The sequence below is a fragment of the Candidatus Gorgyraea atricola genome, from assembly GCA_030765235.1.
Taxonomy (GTDB): Bacteria; Omnitrophota; Gorgyraeia; order Gorgyraeales; family Gorgyraeaceae; genus Gorgyraea; species Gorgyraea atricola.
The window spans coordinates 1-14954 of sequence record JAVCCW010000004.1; the positions used below are offsets into that span (position 1 = coordinate 1).

At 40.3% G+C, this 14954-nt stretch carries 12 protein-coding genes, 1 tRNA gene and 1 other RNA gene; 12 read left to right on the plus strand and 2 right to left on the minus strand.

Going from position 1 to position 14954, the window contains the following annotated elements; genetic code table 11:
- On the plus strand, positions 1-319 hold a 319-nt coding region (locus tag P9L93_00815; protein ID MDP8229626.1), incomplete at its 5' end, for an SPFH/Band 7/PHB domain protein.
- A 142-nt stretch (positions 320-461) separates the two neighbouring features.
- On the opposite strand, the gene P9L93_00820 is transcribed toward P9L93_00815, so the two are convergent.
- Positions 462-959, minus strand: coding sequence for a transposase (locus tag P9L93_00820; protein MDP8229627.1), 498 nt, complete (start codon positions 957-959; stop codon positions 462-464).
- Positions 960-1385: 426 nt separating this feature from the next.
- On the opposite strand from P9L93_00820, the gene P9L93_00825 reads away from it, so the two are divergent.
- Both P9L93_00825 and P9L93_00830 read left to right on the plus strand, forming a co-directional pair.
- Positions 1386-3638, plus strand: a complete 2253-nt coding sequence (locus tag P9L93_00825) for a hypothetical protein (protein MDP8229628.1) — start codon at positions 1386-1388, stop codon at positions 3636-3638.
- A gap of 543 nt (positions 3639-4181) precedes the next feature.
- Complete coding sequence (locus P9L93_00830; protein MDP8229629.1) at positions 4182-6083, plus strand: hypothetical protein; 1902 nt, start codon at positions 4182-4184, stop codon at positions 6081-6083.
- Positions 6084-6227: 144 nt separating this feature from the next.
- Here the strand turns inward: P9L93_00830 and P9L93_00835 are convergent.
- Positions 6228-6314, minus strand: a tRNA-Leu gene (locus tag P9L93_00835).
- Between the two features lie 158 nt (positions 6315-6472).
- On the opposite strand from P9L93_00835, the gene smpB reads away from it, so the two are divergent.
- The 9 genes from smpB (at position 6473) to P9L93_00880 (ending at position 14841) form a co-directional block, all read left to right on the plus strand.
- On the plus strand, positions 6473-6925 hold the full coding sequence (gene smpB / locus P9L93_00840; protein MDP8229630.1) for an SsrA-binding protein SmpB: 453 nt from the start codon (positions 6473-6475) through the stop codon (positions 6923-6925).
- Positions 6926-7017: 92 nt separating this feature from the next.
- Positions 7018-7411, plus strand: a transfer-messenger RNA (tmRNA) gene (ssrA, locus tag P9L93_00845).
- 359 nt (positions 7412-7770) lie between these two features.
- The gene (gene murI, locus P9L93_00850; GenBank protein ID MDP8229631.1) at positions 7771-8568 is read left to right on the plus strand and encodes a glutamate racemase; all 798 of its coding nucleotides are present in this window, start codon (positions 7771-7773) and stop codon (positions 8566-8568) included.
- Complete coding sequence (gene queD / locus P9L93_00855) at positions 8561-8917, plus strand: 6-carboxytetrahydropterin synthase QueD (protein ID MDP8229632.1); 357 nt, start codon at positions 8561-8563, stop codon at positions 8915-8917. The genes murI and queD overlap by 8 nt, the downstream gene beginning before the upstream one ends.
- Positions 8918-8982: 65 nt before the next feature.
- Positions 8983-10203 (plus strand): 3-deoxy-D-manno-octulosonic acid transferase, encoded by a 1221-nt coding sequence (locus P9L93_00860; GenBank protein MDP8229633.1) that lies wholly within the window; start codon positions 8983-8985, stop codon positions 10201-10203.
- A gap of 58 nt (positions 10204-10261) precedes the next feature.
- Positions 10262-10729, plus strand: a complete 468-nt coding sequence (locus tag P9L93_00865; GenBank protein MDP8229634.1) for a CBS domain-containing protein — start codon at positions 10262-10264, stop codon at positions 10727-10729.
- Positions 10726-12003 carry an ArsB/NhaD family transporter gene (locus P9L93_00870; protein ID MDP8229635.1) on the plus strand — a complete coding sequence of 426 codons (1278 nt, stop codon included), beginning with the start codon at positions 10726-10728 and terminating at the stop codon, positions 12001-12003. The genes P9L93_00865 and P9L93_00870 overlap by 4 nt, the downstream gene beginning before the upstream one ends.
- Positions 12004-12005: 2 nt before the next feature.
- Positions 12006-12986, plus strand: a complete 981-nt coding sequence (gene lpxK / locus P9L93_00875; protein ID MDP8229636.1) for a tetraacyldisaccharide 4'-kinase — start codon at positions 12006-12008, stop codon at positions 12984-12986.
- Positions 12940-14841, plus strand: a complete 1902-nt coding sequence (locus P9L93_00880) for an ELM1/GtrOC1 family putative glycosyltransferase (protein ID MDP8229637.1) — start codon at positions 12940-12942, stop codon at positions 14839-14841. The genes lpxK and P9L93_00880 overlap by 47 nt, the downstream gene beginning before the upstream one ends.
- The last annotated feature ends 113 nt before the right edge of the window (positions 14842-14954 follow it).

The following is a 14954-nucleotide window of genomic DNA, read 5'->3' on the forward strand; positions in this document are numbered from 1 at the left end:
ACAGAAGACAGCGGAACAGACTAGGCGTGCTGCTGAATTAGAAGCTACAGGTAGGTATGAAGCTGCGAAACAGGATAAGCTTGCTGCTATCGAGAAAGCTGATGGTGCTATGCAAGCAGAGATTAAAGTAGCTGAAGGGAAAGCTAAAGCTATTAAACTCGTTAATGAAGCTGCTGAGAAATACTTTGTAGGTAATGCTGTAGTATTAAAGAAGTTAGAAGTTACCGAGAATTCTTTAAGTAAAAATTCAAAGATAATTCTAACAAAAGATGGTATAAATCCTAACTTAATTTTAGGTGAATTACCATTAACTAATTAAAAGCATGTAAGTTTTGTGCCATACCAAAATCGTAGATTTTGTTACGGGGTACATCGCATCCTCGGAAATCTTGTGGAAATCTTGTACCGTTTGGAAATTCACCCTTGCAAGTGTCCCCATTTCCAAGATTAACAGTGTCTCTTCAGTTCACATACCTGCAATCAATCTTCATCTCATCTACTATATTATTATTGGCAAATAAACACCTTGCTCTATAGCTACTCCAAGGGTAATCAGCGGGGTCATTTACTATCCCTGCCTGTACAGGATTATTTTCAATATAAGTCGCTGCATTTATAAGATACTGACCTTTTATAATGGGACTGTTCTGGAATCTACCCTGCCACAGATGACCTGTTTTTCCGTATTTAGCATTAAAATATGCAGTATAGCCCCGACTTACCCAATGCATGAATTTAGAGATATCTTTTGATTTGATGGCTTCGATAAGCATGTGTACATGGTTTTTCATAAGGCAATAGGCATATAGGAATATCCTATATTTTCTCTTTGCTTTTTTGACCATGGAAAGATACTTTTCGTAGTCTTCAGCACATAAGAATATACATTGCTGCTGATTGCCTCTTGCAGTAATATGATAAGAGGCATTGTCAATCAATATCCTGGAACATCTAGCCATAATAACCACCCCCTGTTATATTAGACACATTTGACAGTTAAATTCTTTCAGAAATAAAAACAGGGACAGCTTTAATCTTATAGAAAGGGACAGTTTACCGATGTAAATCCCAAACGGTACAAGATTCCTAATATTAGACACATTTGAGAGTCAAATTCTTTCAGAAATAAACACAGGGACAGCTTTAATCTTACAGAAAGGGACAGTTTGCCGATGTAAATCCCAAACGGTACAAGATCCCTTACAAGATCCCTCTCAGTCTACTATAGTTTTACCCCTAAAAACTCCTTGCTAAAACACGTCTATAGGAGTATAATAAAAATATAGCATGAACCAACCAAATATAGCCTTTAGAGATAAAGGAAGGCTATTTTTTTACCTGCAATACGCTTGGACTTAAAAAAGTATTATCAAAGGAGGCATAAGATGAGAAAGATAATTAGTTTTGCCATAGTTATAACCTTTCTATTTACTAATATCGCCTATTCTTCAGATATTCTAAGACCTAACATAATGACTAATGGGGAGAAAGAAAGACAGAGGCTTCAAGTTGCAGCTGCTCATGAAGCAGTATGCGGAAGGAAATATGTTGAGGCGTATGATTTAGTAATGGAATACCTGTTAGGGGAAGAACTTGTAGTCAATATGGAAATGACGATAAAGATTTTAGAGAGAATAAAGTCTCATTGGGGATATATTACTTATGAGGGGAAGCTCGTTCAGGCGATATTAGATATAGTAATTAAGCATCAAAATGCTAGTGACCAGAGTCAAATGAAGGTAGAATTGAAAGAATTTGAGAGGTCTTTTTGGGAAAGAGATGGAAAGAGAAAATTAGCTATAAAATTATTTAAAAAAATTGATTTAGCAGATATAGAAAAACACGAGGGCGACATAAAGAAAAGATTGGAGTTGTCTTATGATCAATTTATTGACTTATTGCGCATAGGAATGAACGAGGTATCTAACTTAGAAAAACTTAGATTTAGCGGTTGGCAGGAGGACTACTGGGGCCGGACAGAAGAATGTATTAATAAGAAATTTAAAAATACCGATGAAAGAAAAAAGGCATTGCAATATTTAACAATACTTAGAAGAGGTATTAAGGCGAGAAAAGTGAGTCATAAATGGGCGTTTGAAAAAATATTACCAGTTGCAGTAAAATTAGCAAAAGATAGCGATGAATTTAAAGATATATGTAAATATTTTAGTAGCATAAAATCGAACTTGGACTATACTAATTATGAAATTTCAAATCTGTCTGACGCTGTCTTAGAAGATTTTGATGACCTAAGGTTGTTGTATGATTCGGTATTACCAAAAATTAGTAAACAAATACGTAAAGCACATAGTATATTAAAATATCATCCTGGAGACGTGAAATTCCTTGTAGATGTAATTGCTACTAAAGAAGATAGTGTACGTAAGGCGATTAAGCTTCAGAGAAAGTATGGAGATTTTAAATTACTATATACCCCACATGTTATTGCTCGGGGTTATAAAGATGGAATGGATGAATATTATGGAATTATAAGTGCAAGTACGACCCAAGAAGAAAAATTCGAAATTTTGCCACCAGATATGAAATCCAAAAATTTCAAACCTTGGCTTACCGTTAGAGAAAGGATGGCAATAAAGAAAGCCATATACGCTAAATTTAAGACAACTAATGAAAGGAAAGAAACGTTACGATCAATTTTTACTCTTCTGAAGGAGTCTCCTGTAAATTTTGTAGGTGGGTATACCTTTTTACGCCAGAAACCAACTATGACCTATCGGTCTCGAACGAGACACAAACAGATTAAATATATATTTCCTGAATTACCGTTAGAAATAGTTAGATTATCCTCCAACATAACAGAATTAAAAGAGATATGTGATTATTTGCAAATTTTGAATAAAAAACTAGCACAGGGGGTATTTCATTATTCTATGCCTCAAATAGCCAAATTGGCAAAGAATGTTACAGAATTAAAAGAAGCAAGCGGCTACTTACTTTTTATAGATGGTTTAATAAAAAATAAGAATAACATGAGAGGCTATGAAGTTGTCTATGAAGCAGTAATTGCAGCAGAAAGCATAGTAAACCTAAAGGAAATCAGTAATGTGCTATCCAAAATTTATAAAATAGCAAGGGAAACGAATAACGAATATAGCGTTGATGGATCTATTAATGAGGGGCATATTGGAAAAGCAGTAGACATACAGAAATCCTATGGAGACTTTGTCTTTAACTATGAAGATGGACCCACAGGGATGGTTACTTATGACCGCCAAGAAAATGAAATCGAAGAAACTGTACCCGTGATTACAATTACGCCTTTAAGCCATGTTTCCAACCTCAAGCTAACCCCAACCCTTTTCTTAGATACAGAAGTGACCACTAATCCAGACAACTTCAAAGACGCCTTAGTCAAACTAAAGACCAATGAAGGCAATATCCCTATAGTTCTACTAACAAAGGAAACCAAGGACAGCTTAGAAGCCAAACTCAAAGGCATTGACCTAAAAGGCGTGCAATTCAGGACTCCTAAGGAACTTGGCTTAGAGAAGTTAGAGTGGGAAAAAGATGAACGAGTAAGCCATATAGCTGAAATAGATAACCTAAGATGTATTCCCCTTACTGTATCTCTATGTGAGAAATTCAAAGACTTGCAGAATGCAAGGGACGAACTATAGTTCTCCCAGTCATTATTTCCTGCCCCACAGTCTATGGACTAACTCACCTAATCCCTCTATCATAATACCATGTACGATGACCTTGTCTTCTTCTGGAAGGGTAAGGGTGTTGTTTATGCTATTATAATATAATCTTGTACCGTTTTGGAAATCCCTTACCAAGCTGTCCTGGAATTGATCTTCAAAGTGTCCCTGATTGTATATTGTATGGGGTGGGATAGGTCCTTCGGATGCTCCTATTTCGTCGCATCCTCAGGATCAAATTTACTTCGCAAATTTGGTGCGGAAGGAGGGATGAAATACGTAAAATCCCCGATTTCCTCACGAATTCCCTAACCCCTTAAAAACCCAACGTTTAGTTACCTCCAGTTACGTTAAGTTGCCTCCAGTTACATAGCCATTTTGGACCGATTTTAAAGCATTTGCGTGCCAGAAGCGTGCCAGGATAGTTCTTTAAGAAAACTTCCCAAAGCCACATTTATATGGTATAATTACTTACATAGGAGCTATATAGCCTTACAGGGCTATTTTTATGGGTGGATTATGAGGAAGATTGGAAAAGGACATATTGTAGCTTTGATATTGATGCTAGTAGGGGTGTTTTTAGGGCAGAGCATTACCTATTCAGATGATACCTTGCGACTTCCGATGGATAGAGAAGTGAATGAGCGCCAAAGTGAAACCAATGATTTATTAGCGCCTTCATACATAAAAAGAAAAGGCCCAAAGTGCACTATTAAGATTATGGGCAAAACTTTTAAAGGCAGGAGAAATAATGTAAGGAATGATATCTTTAATATGCTTTTAAACAGTGAAGAAATATCATTAACAGATAATGAATTGCAGATTCTATCTCAATTTGTATCCGCGAATGAATTCAATGGGCTTGTTTACGAAGCCAAGTTTATTTCGGAGAAAAGACGGAAAATTATAACTTCTTTGACTGAAACTATTGAAGAAAAACAGCCAGAAATTGAAAAGCAAACTATGGAGCAACGGCTATTCTTGTGCATGTATAGTGCCTGGGGCAAATCTGGAGGCCTTAATCTGATTACAAATATATTAAAAAAACTAAGAGCGAAGGAGTTGCTCAAAACACCGGAATTAGGACAAATCGCATCAACAGGTTACTCCAATCTTTTAGTAAACCCACATCTTAACGATGAAGGTGATGCAAAAAGTTTATTTGGCAATTTAGGGATAAAGCTATTCAAAGAATTCAACTTAAGGTATTTAAAGCTGAAGCAATGCAAACAGAAGATAAAAAAGTTATTATTGGTATCAGGAAAACAGCCTCAAGACGGAGACAGGCCTATACTAATCGAAGTATTTACAGAAATGTTAAAATTACAAGTTTTTCTTCTTAGGCAATATATTACTATTGGAGAAACCTATGGCGTGCCAAAAGAAACTTTATTAGAATTTTCAATGTTTGACCCTAAAAATCATGTAAGTAGCCAATGGGGAGAAGATAGGATGCCTAATGTAGGAGAGTTGTTAACAAGGGCAAATGCCCAGCTCGCCTCAAAATCTGAAGACCAGCCAAATCTTGCGTCGGGGGAGGAGATTAAAGAACAATCTACAGAAAATATTACAAAACTATCATTTAGCACCCTTATGTTATCCGATGGCTTTAGAACAGAATTTATTGCCAAAGATTCGCTTAAACAGCAGGTACATGTGCGCGGTATCTATCCAGATAAGAGAATAATTAGAAATTATATTGCTGCTATAAGAGCGCGTCAAGCTAATAACAGAAGAACTACTCCACAGGTTTTTCGTGTATATGCCCCTCTATTAAAATTAGATATTGAAGGATCTATGGCCAAAAAAGAAATGGTGACTCAGTATAAAGATGAATCTGATTTACCATCTGAGATTATCTCTTTTCTAAGGCAGGCAGAACAGGAGGGGCTTTTTGAACTAGCGGAACTTAGAAGTAGAGAAGATTATATACAGGCAGCACGCGATTTAGGACTAGCGGAAGAAGAGTTTTTCCATAATATGACTCAAAATAGGTTTCTTGTTTTTATTTCCGGATGGATAGGGCCCAATGTGCATAATTTCATAGCGGAAAATGCTACGAATGAGCAACTAATGAGAAATTTGGGACTGCGGCTAGGAGAAACACTTGCAGCTCTTCATAATCATAGTTTAATTGCAGGAGATACTCATCTTGAACAGTTTGTAGTTAGGGGAGCAGCGAAAGAAGTTTTTAGAATAGATCTTGTAAATATTTATTCTTTACGAGAAGCAACACATCAGAATTTTTTGGTGGAATTTTATGAAATTGCCAGTCGACTTGCACGAGGTTCTCGTGTTGCTTTTGATTCATTTAAAGAAGCTTACGCGCGGAATATAGATGAAAATACTTTAAAGCCTTTACAAGAAAGCCCTATTCTAGAAATCCGTCAATCTGTACAATATATATTAACTGGGGTATAATCTTTACAAATCTTAACTCCCAATCCCCTGCTCCTCAGTCACAATTTCCTGCCTTACAGTTTATTGCCTATAGCAGATTTTGCGTGCCAGAAGCGTGCCAGGATGGGGTGGGTTAGAGTTTTTATCGTCGATAAAGATGAAAACTGGTGCGGAAGGAGGGAGTTGAACCCTCATAACCTTACGGTCATACGCTTCTGAAGCGTACGCGTCTGCCAGTTCCGCCACTTCCGCTTATATTTTAATTTAGTATACCCTCAATTCTCAAATTAGTCAATTATTCGTATATAATTGTGATTTTATATTGGACAAATTGTAAATCAGGTTTACAATTTGTCCAAACATGCTATTTCTTGATTTTTGGGTGATTTTTTGATATAGTGATATATCATATGAAGCAGAATGGAGTCGTTACTAATAGGGCTGCCAGGCGGGATTATTTTATACAGGAGACTGTAGAGGCAGGCATTGAGCTTAAAGGGTGCGAGGTAAAGTCTATAAGGGCTGGCCAGGCGAGTCTGGCTGAGAGCTTTGGTAAAGTAGAGGACAGAGAGATATTTTTGTACCATATGTATGTCAGTCCTTATAAATATACTAAGCAGGAAGAGCAGGATTCACTGAGGCCCAAGAAACTTCTTTTGCATAGACGAGAGATAGAGTATCTCATGGTTCAGGTTTTGCAAAAGCGGCTTGCGCTTATTCCTTTAAGGGTTTATTTTAAGAAGAGTCTTGCGAAAGTCGAATTAGGACTAGCAAAAGGAAAGAAGCACTACGACAAGCGTGAGGCGATCAAGCGCAAGGAAGCAGAGCGCACGATTGCGCGCGCGAAGAGGCACAAAGGATAATTTAAAGGCGAACTATAAGTCAGAAATTTGGTCCCTCGACGCGGCCGCCTTTGGCGGCCTTGCTCGGGATCAAATTTTGCTTCGCAAAATTTGGGGGCGAAAGGTTTCGACTGTGGTAAGCTTGGGAAGAGCAGCATGCCGAGGTTGTCAGGAGGCCTCGAAAAACACCTGGCACATATTAAACGCCAACTACGATGCAGTAGCTGAAGCTGAGGGTATTCTTACCTCCAGCGAGGCGCTCGCTGTTGCCTAATTAATTAGGCAACCCGTCTACAGGTCTTGCCTGCGGGACTTGACAGACGCTATTAGCAGGCTGGGTCATTTCTTTATGTCCTTTTGGAATGGCTGAGGAGCATGAAAAGGGCTTTGTTTGATGATATCCCGTTTACCGGAGCTCATCAGGCGAGACCAAAAGGTAACCTAAGCATGTAGATACTGTTTTTGGGATGCCAGAGGACGCGGATTCGATTTCCGCCGCCTCCACCAAATTGAAAAATCGAAGCCGCAAAAGGGGGTATTAGGGAGTGAGTGTTCGCACGAATAAGTGCGAACAAGCTACGAACGCCGCCGAGAATGTGAGGCGGCTAGATTGTTTCCCCCTATCGGCGTAGTAAACTTCTTTGCGGAAGAAAAGGGAATATTAAGGGAAAAACATCAGGTTTTTCCCTTAAGGAGCGGAGGCTGAGAATTGTCACGAAGTGACAAGCGGGAAGTCGAAGCGACGGATTCCATTTCCGCCGCCTCCACCAATCTCGCCGAAGGCGAGATTGATCCCGAGCAAGCCTAATAATGTGACGAATAGGAACATTATTAGGCGCGTCGAGGGACATCAAAAGATTTCAATTATGGACAATAGACCCATAGGGATATTTGATTCTGGAGTTGGGGGGCTTACTGTGGTTAGGGAGGTTATGAAGGCCCTGCCTAAGGAGCAGATTGTGTATCTGGGTGATACTGCCAGGGTTCCTTATGGCACGAAGTCTAATGAGACGATAAAACGATTTTCAGTCGAGAATGCGCAGTTTCTTAAAAGCTTTAAGGTTAAACTTATAGTGGTGGCTTGCAACACTGCTTCTAGTATTGCATTGCCTGTTTTGAGAAAAAAATTCAAAGTTCCTATTATAGGTGTAATAAAACCTGGCGCGAGAAGTGCTATAAAGGTTACCAGGAATGGCAGGATAGGCGTTATAGGTACGCCGACCACAGTAAAGAGCAAGGCCTATGAAAAGGAGATCAAGCTTCTATCCAGAAATAGTATAATTTCCAGGGCATGTCCTTTATTTGTGCCTCTTGCTGAAGAAGGCTGGTTGAATGGCAAGATCACACTTAGTATTGTAAAAAAATATCTTGAGCCGCTAATGAAAAAAGATATAGATACGCTTGTTCTGGGATGTACGCATTACCCGCTTTTGAAAAATTCAATCTCAAGGATAACTGGGAAAAAGGTGAGGATAGTTGATTCCGCGAGTTCAGTGGCAGAAGAGATTAGAGATGCATTGAAAATGAATAACAGATTAGCATCACGTTCCAAGATTCCTATGCATAGATTCTTTGCAACAGACGCGGTAGAGCAATTCGTAAAGGTCGGACAGAAATTTTTAGGGAAAAAAATCTACAAGGCCAGGAGAGCAGACTATGTATGAGATTCTTGTAAAAGCAGATTTTAGTGGAGCGCATAATCTCAGGGGATATAAAGGCAAGTGCGAAGAGCTGCATGGCCATAACTGGAAGATAGAAGCGAGATTTGAAAGCGATTCTTTAAATGATATTGGCATAGCAGTAGATTTTAAGGTCCTGAAAGCAAAACTTAAGAGTGTGTTAAAAAAATTAGATCATTCGCATCTCAATAAATTGACTTTTTTTAAGAAACAGAATCCCTCTGCGGAGAATATTGCCAGATATATTTTTGAAGAGTTGAAAAAGAAAAAGCTTCCCGTTAAGTCAATATCTGTCTGGGAGTCGGATACCTCGTGCGCTTCATATACGATTTAGCATTCATTATATTCGGTGTGATTTACCTGCCATATCTCGTCGTGACGAAGCGATATAGGTATGGTATGGCCAGCAGATTCGGTATTCTCTCTAAACGCCTCAGGGCCATCTCTTCCAGAGGTAAGGTCATCTGGATACACGCGGTCAGCGTGGGAGAGATGAAGGCAGCGAGTATCTTGGCGCCCCTCTTGCGAGAAAAATTCCCTTCTCATAAAATTATATTCTCGAGCGTGACTCATACAGGAAATAAGGTCGCCAAAACAGTGGCTACGCCAGAGGAAGAGGTCTTTTATCTCCCGTTTGACCTGAGTTTTATTACAAACAAGGTCGTTAAGATTATAAAACCTGAGTTATTCTTGTGTCTTGAGACAGAACTCTGGCCCAATCTTATTTCTTCACTCTACAGGTTCAACGCAAAGATCATCCTGGTAAATGGCAGGATTTCCAACAGGTCTTACATCGGGTATAAAAGGATAAGGCTTATAGTTTCAAGGCTCTTGAGAAAATTTTCTCTTATCCTTATGCAGTCAGACGAGGACGCAGCAAGGGTCCTGGACTTAGGCGCGCCAAAAGAGCGGATCTTTACTGTTGGCAACCTGAAGTTTGATCTCTTGTTATTAGGGCCTGGCAATAGGAGGCACGAGATAAGGGATAAATTAGGCATTGCTAAAGAAGAAATCCTGCTGGTCGCAGGCAGTACGCACAAAGGAGAAGAAGATATAATATTGGATTGTTTTTTAAGATTGAAAGAGGATCATAAAAATATAAAACTTCTTCTAGCGCCTCGCCATGTCGAACGCACACAGGAGATAGAAAACCTTTTGGCCAAGTTTGGCTTAGAGTCTAGAAAGTACTCAAGGGACAAGGGACCCCATACGAAAATCGAAGATTTCGTACGGGGCAGGCAAGGGACAAGGGACAAGGTGCTTGTTTTAGATGTCATAGGCGAGCTTAAAAGCATCTATTCTGCTGCGGATATTGTGTTTATTGGCGGGAGCCTGGTTAAAAAAGGCGGGCAGAATCCTATTGAGCCGGCAGCTTTGTCACGGCCAGTTATATTTGGAAAATACATGTTTAATTTCCGGGATGCGGCAAAATCTTTTCTTGAGAATAAAGGAGCCATCCAGATACAAGATAAAGATGAATTGTATTCTTCTATTAAACTGCTTCTGGATGATCCTGCGGAAAAAAAGAGGCTTGGTGCCAATGCAAAGCATACTGTGGACAAAAATTCAGGCTCCAGCCAGCGCACTATCGATCTTATTCTACCCCTGTCCATAGGTTGACAAATCCCCCTATTTATAATAGAATAATAGCTTATTATATGATGTATATGGAGGCAAGATGAATGCTAAAGACGTTATGGCAACGGATATAGTGACAGTATCTTTATCTACGGGGATACGTGAGATCTACGATATCTTTAAAAAGACTCGCTATGGGGGCATACCAGTTGTTAATGACGAAAGGCGCATTCTCGGTATGATCACAAAGGCGGAGATCCTTGCAGTGCTTTTGCCGGATTATTTTGATATGCTGGGCGAGAACATCATGTTCATAGATGATTTCGGAGCGCTTGATGAGGAGTTTGAATCAATGCCTACGTTTGAGCTATTTGTGGCAGAGGATATTATGAAGAAGGGCGCGATAACCGTAGAAGAGAACGCCTCGCTTTTAAAGATAGTAGCTATGATGTTAAAGAACAATGTCCGCAGGATCCTTGTGGAAAAAGATGGAGTCTTGAAAGGTACAATTACGCGTGGTGACATCTGCAAGGCATTTTTTGAAAATAGGGACATAGGTAGATCATGATCGGTATAATAATAGCCTCGGTAATAGTTCTGGTGGTGCTGTATCTTGTGGCAACTGAAAAGGTGGACAAGGTCATAGCTGTATCGTCTGGCGCGCTTTTGATGATCATATCAGGCAGGATGCTTGGATTTTATTCTCAAACCAAGGCGCTAGAGGCAATAGATTTTAATACATTAGGTCTTTTGCTGGGCATGATGATCATGGCCGCGATACTCAAAAGAACCGGCTTTTTTAATTATATTGCCATCAGTCTGGCAAGGCTTTCAAAAGGAAAACCCTGGGCGCTTATGGCGCTTTTAGGCGTGTCAACGGCATTTCTCTCCATGCTCGTGGACAATGTCACTACAGTCGTAATAATGGTGCCTATCACGATCCTTGTGTGCGACATACTTGGCATTACGCCCCTGCCGATTCTCATGGCAGAGATATTACTTTCGATAATAGGAGGCGTCGCGACGCTGGTGGGCGATCCGCCTAACATATTTATCGGTTCTGCCGCAGGCCTCAGCTTCAATGATTTTTTAAAAAATCTTTTTCCAATAACCCTTGTAACAATATGTTATTCACTTTTTATATTAAAATTCATACACAGGAGACACCTGTCTGAAGAGCCCACGAATTTTAAAGCAGTATTGAATATAGACGCGCGCAAGGCAATAAAGGATCCTAAGGGAATGGTAAAGTGTTTAATAGCGCTTGCCGTTACATTTACATTGTTTTTCTTTCATGATCATATTGGTCTATATCCGTCATTCATAGCCTTGATCGGCGCGGGCCTCGCGTTCGTGTTATTGCAGCCTGATCCCGAAGAGATATTCCATGATGTTGAGTGGGGGGTTCTGGCATTCTTCGCCTGCTTTTTTGTTATTATAGGCGGACTTCAGGAAACAGGCATCCTGTCGCAGATCGCAAAAAAGACAGCTATTTTGGCAGAGGTAGATATCAGATTATATAAAGTGGCGCTATTATGGATGACAGGGATATTCTCATCAATAATAGGCGCGGTGCCCCTTACGATGGTCATGCTGCCTATCATGAAGACGATTTCAGGCTTAGGCATAAATGGCGATTCATTGTGGTGGATACTTGCCATGGGCGTTGGTTTTGGGGCAAATGGCTTACCTGTTGGCCACGCAGCGAGTATTCTGGGCATAGCAATAAGCAAAAAATCCAGAAGTCCTATCACCATCAAGGCATGGCTTTCTTCAGGCACAGTAGTAGCTGTAGCAGCCCTTGTCTTCATCAGCATCCTGATCTTCGCGGGATTCTTTTAAAAATGAAAATCTTACTCATACCTTTTTCATTTCTCTATTACGCGGTCATTTCTATCAGGAACTTTTTTTATAAGATAGGCATTTTTCGTTCGTACAGGCTCGACGCAAAGGTCATAAGCGTGGGCAATATCACCTGGGGCGGCACTGGAAAGACACCAGCAGCCGCATTTATAGCAAATCTTCTTTTTGGCCGTGGACTAAAGCCAGCGATTTTATTAAGAGGATATGGTGATGATGAAGAGATACTTTATTCAAAATTGGCGCCTGCTATTCCTGTTGTGGCGGGGAAGGATAGGGTTGAGACAGGAAAGGCTATACTAGCAGGTCGTTCAGTAAAGACTATTTTGCTGGACGATGGCTTTCAATACAGGCGATTAAAAAGAGATCTGGATATTGTCTGCATAGATGCCACAGATCCATTTGGCAATGGCTGGGTCATACCAGCTGGTTCAATGCGCGAGGGCATGAGTAGCCTGAGGCGAGCGGATATCTTTTTGATCACAAAGGTTGATCTGGCGCACGATAAAAATGGATCAAAGGAGCTGGAGAAGACCCTTAAGAAAATAAATCCAAAAGCAGCTATCTTAAAATCCAGCCACAGCCCCCAGTATTTTTATAGACTCTCTGATGATAAGATCGTTGATGGGACAAAGTTAAAGAATAATAGTGTTGCGCTTCTCTCAGCGATCGGTAATCCTGACGCATTTGAAAAGACTATCTTGAGTCTTGGATTAAAATTCAAAAAACATTTCATCTTCCGTGACCATCATTGGTACAAAGAAGGCGACTTGAAGAAAATAGAGAACTATTGCAGTAAAAATGGAATAGACACAATAATCACAACAGAAAAAGACGCGGTAAGACTTTCCCTTGTCCCTTGTCCCTTGTCCCTTGTCCCTGTGTTGGTTTTGCGCGTCCAACTCGAAATAACTGAAAATGAACAAGGATTCTATAATAGACTTTCTGGGATTTGTACTGGTTAAGGTGTTCAGCGCTATTCTTTGCTGTATGCCTTTAGGGGCCGTGCTATGGATAGGCCGGCGTGGCGGAGATCTCGCGCGTCTAGTTAATGTTAAGCGCCGATCTATAGCGTACGCTAATCTAAAATCCGCTTTTCCTGAAAAGGGCTCACGTGAGATCAAAGAGATATTGAAGTCACATTACAGAAATCTTGGCTCAAGTGTTGTAGAGTTATTGAAATTGCCTGTTATGGGCAAAAAATATTTAAATACACATGTGCGCATTGAGAATTTTGACAGGATCAATGATGTGATAGAGAAGGGTAAAGGAATTATTCTTCTTGCGGCGCATTTTGGGAATTGGGAGATAGCGTCACTGGCTGTTAGCGCGAGAGGAAAGAACATCTCTATCTTTGTACGGAAACAAAAATATGTACGACTCAATAGATTATTGAATCAATACAGAGAGATGAGCGGATGCAATGTTATTACAAAGGGATTTTCAATTAGAGATATGATAGGGATCCTTAGAGATAAAGGCGTTGTGGCTATGCTCGTTGATCAGGATGCGGGGGCAAAAGGCGTGTTCGTTGATTTTTTGAACAGGCCTGCTTCTACGGCACAAGGGCCGATCAGCTTTGCCGTGAAAACAGGCGCCGCGATCCTTCCTACGTTTCCTCGGCGTTTAGGTTGCGCGGAGCATGTTTTAGAAATCGATGAGCCATTAAAGTTAATAAATACTGGCAATAAAGAAGAAGATCTGAAGGCGAATTTGAGAAATGTCACTAATATCTTCGAAGATCGTATAAAGAGATTTCCTGACCAGTGGCTATGGTCGCACAAGAGGTGGAAATCTTCGCCCCAACGCACTGTCCTGGTTTTAGACGATGGCAAGGCAGGACATCTTAATCAGGCATTGGCTGTGGCAGAGATGGTAAAAGAGGCTTTAGGTTCGAGACTCAAGGCACGAGGAATAAAAGAACAGCCTATTGTTAAGATCAAGGTGGCGAAAGTAGAATTCAAAAATAAGCTGACGAGAAGGCTTTTAGATATGGCGAGTTTTTTTGCTGGAAAGCGATGCCAAGGGTGTTTACGATGTATGAAGTTTTGTTTAAAGAAAGAAAGCTTCAATGAGATCAAGGGATATGCTGATATAGTCATCTCTTGCGGCGCTTCTACTGTAGCCGCGAGTACATTTTTAAAATACGAGAATAACGCGAAGGGCATTGTGATCATGAAGCCAGGATTGGGACGAAGCAGGAAGTTTGATTTAGTTATTTTGCCGAGACACGATGCATCTCAGAAGCCTAAATCGAATATGCTTATTACAGAGATTGCGCCGAATAGGGTTAGGGACAAGGGACATGGGACAAGGGACATGGGGGTTGGGTTGCTTGTTGGAGGAGATGCGAAAAACTTCAAGTTGAAAAAAGAGGATGTTGAGAAAGTGGTGGATGGAGTATTGAAGATCGGGCGGGATTTGTTTGTTTCTACTTCCAGGAGGACTTCGCCTGAAATAGATGGACTTATTAAAGAAAAATTAGGCGAAAAATGTAAATCATTAGTAATAGCAAACGAGAATAATAAACAAGGCGCGGTGCAGGAGATTTTTGACAAGAGCGAGGTTATAATTGTTTCGCCAGAATCTATATCCATGATCTCAGAGGCAGTGAGTTCTGGTAGGCATGTTGTAGTCTTTGGCAAGGCAGAGGGAAAGTACAATCAAGCTATTGCAAATCTCGAGGTACAGGGTTACATAAAAACTTCTACATCAGACAAGATTTGCGATACAGTAAAACAGATTTTGACAGAAAAGCCAGAAGCAAAGAAACTCGAAGATAAAGAGAAGATACTGAAGAGGCTAATAAGCTTAATATGACCTAACTTTACTTGGCAAGGCTGGACCTCGGCTTTTTTAAAAAAGCCGAGGTCCAGCCTTGCCAAGTAAAGTTAACGGGAATAACGGAACTAACGGACATAACGGACTAAACG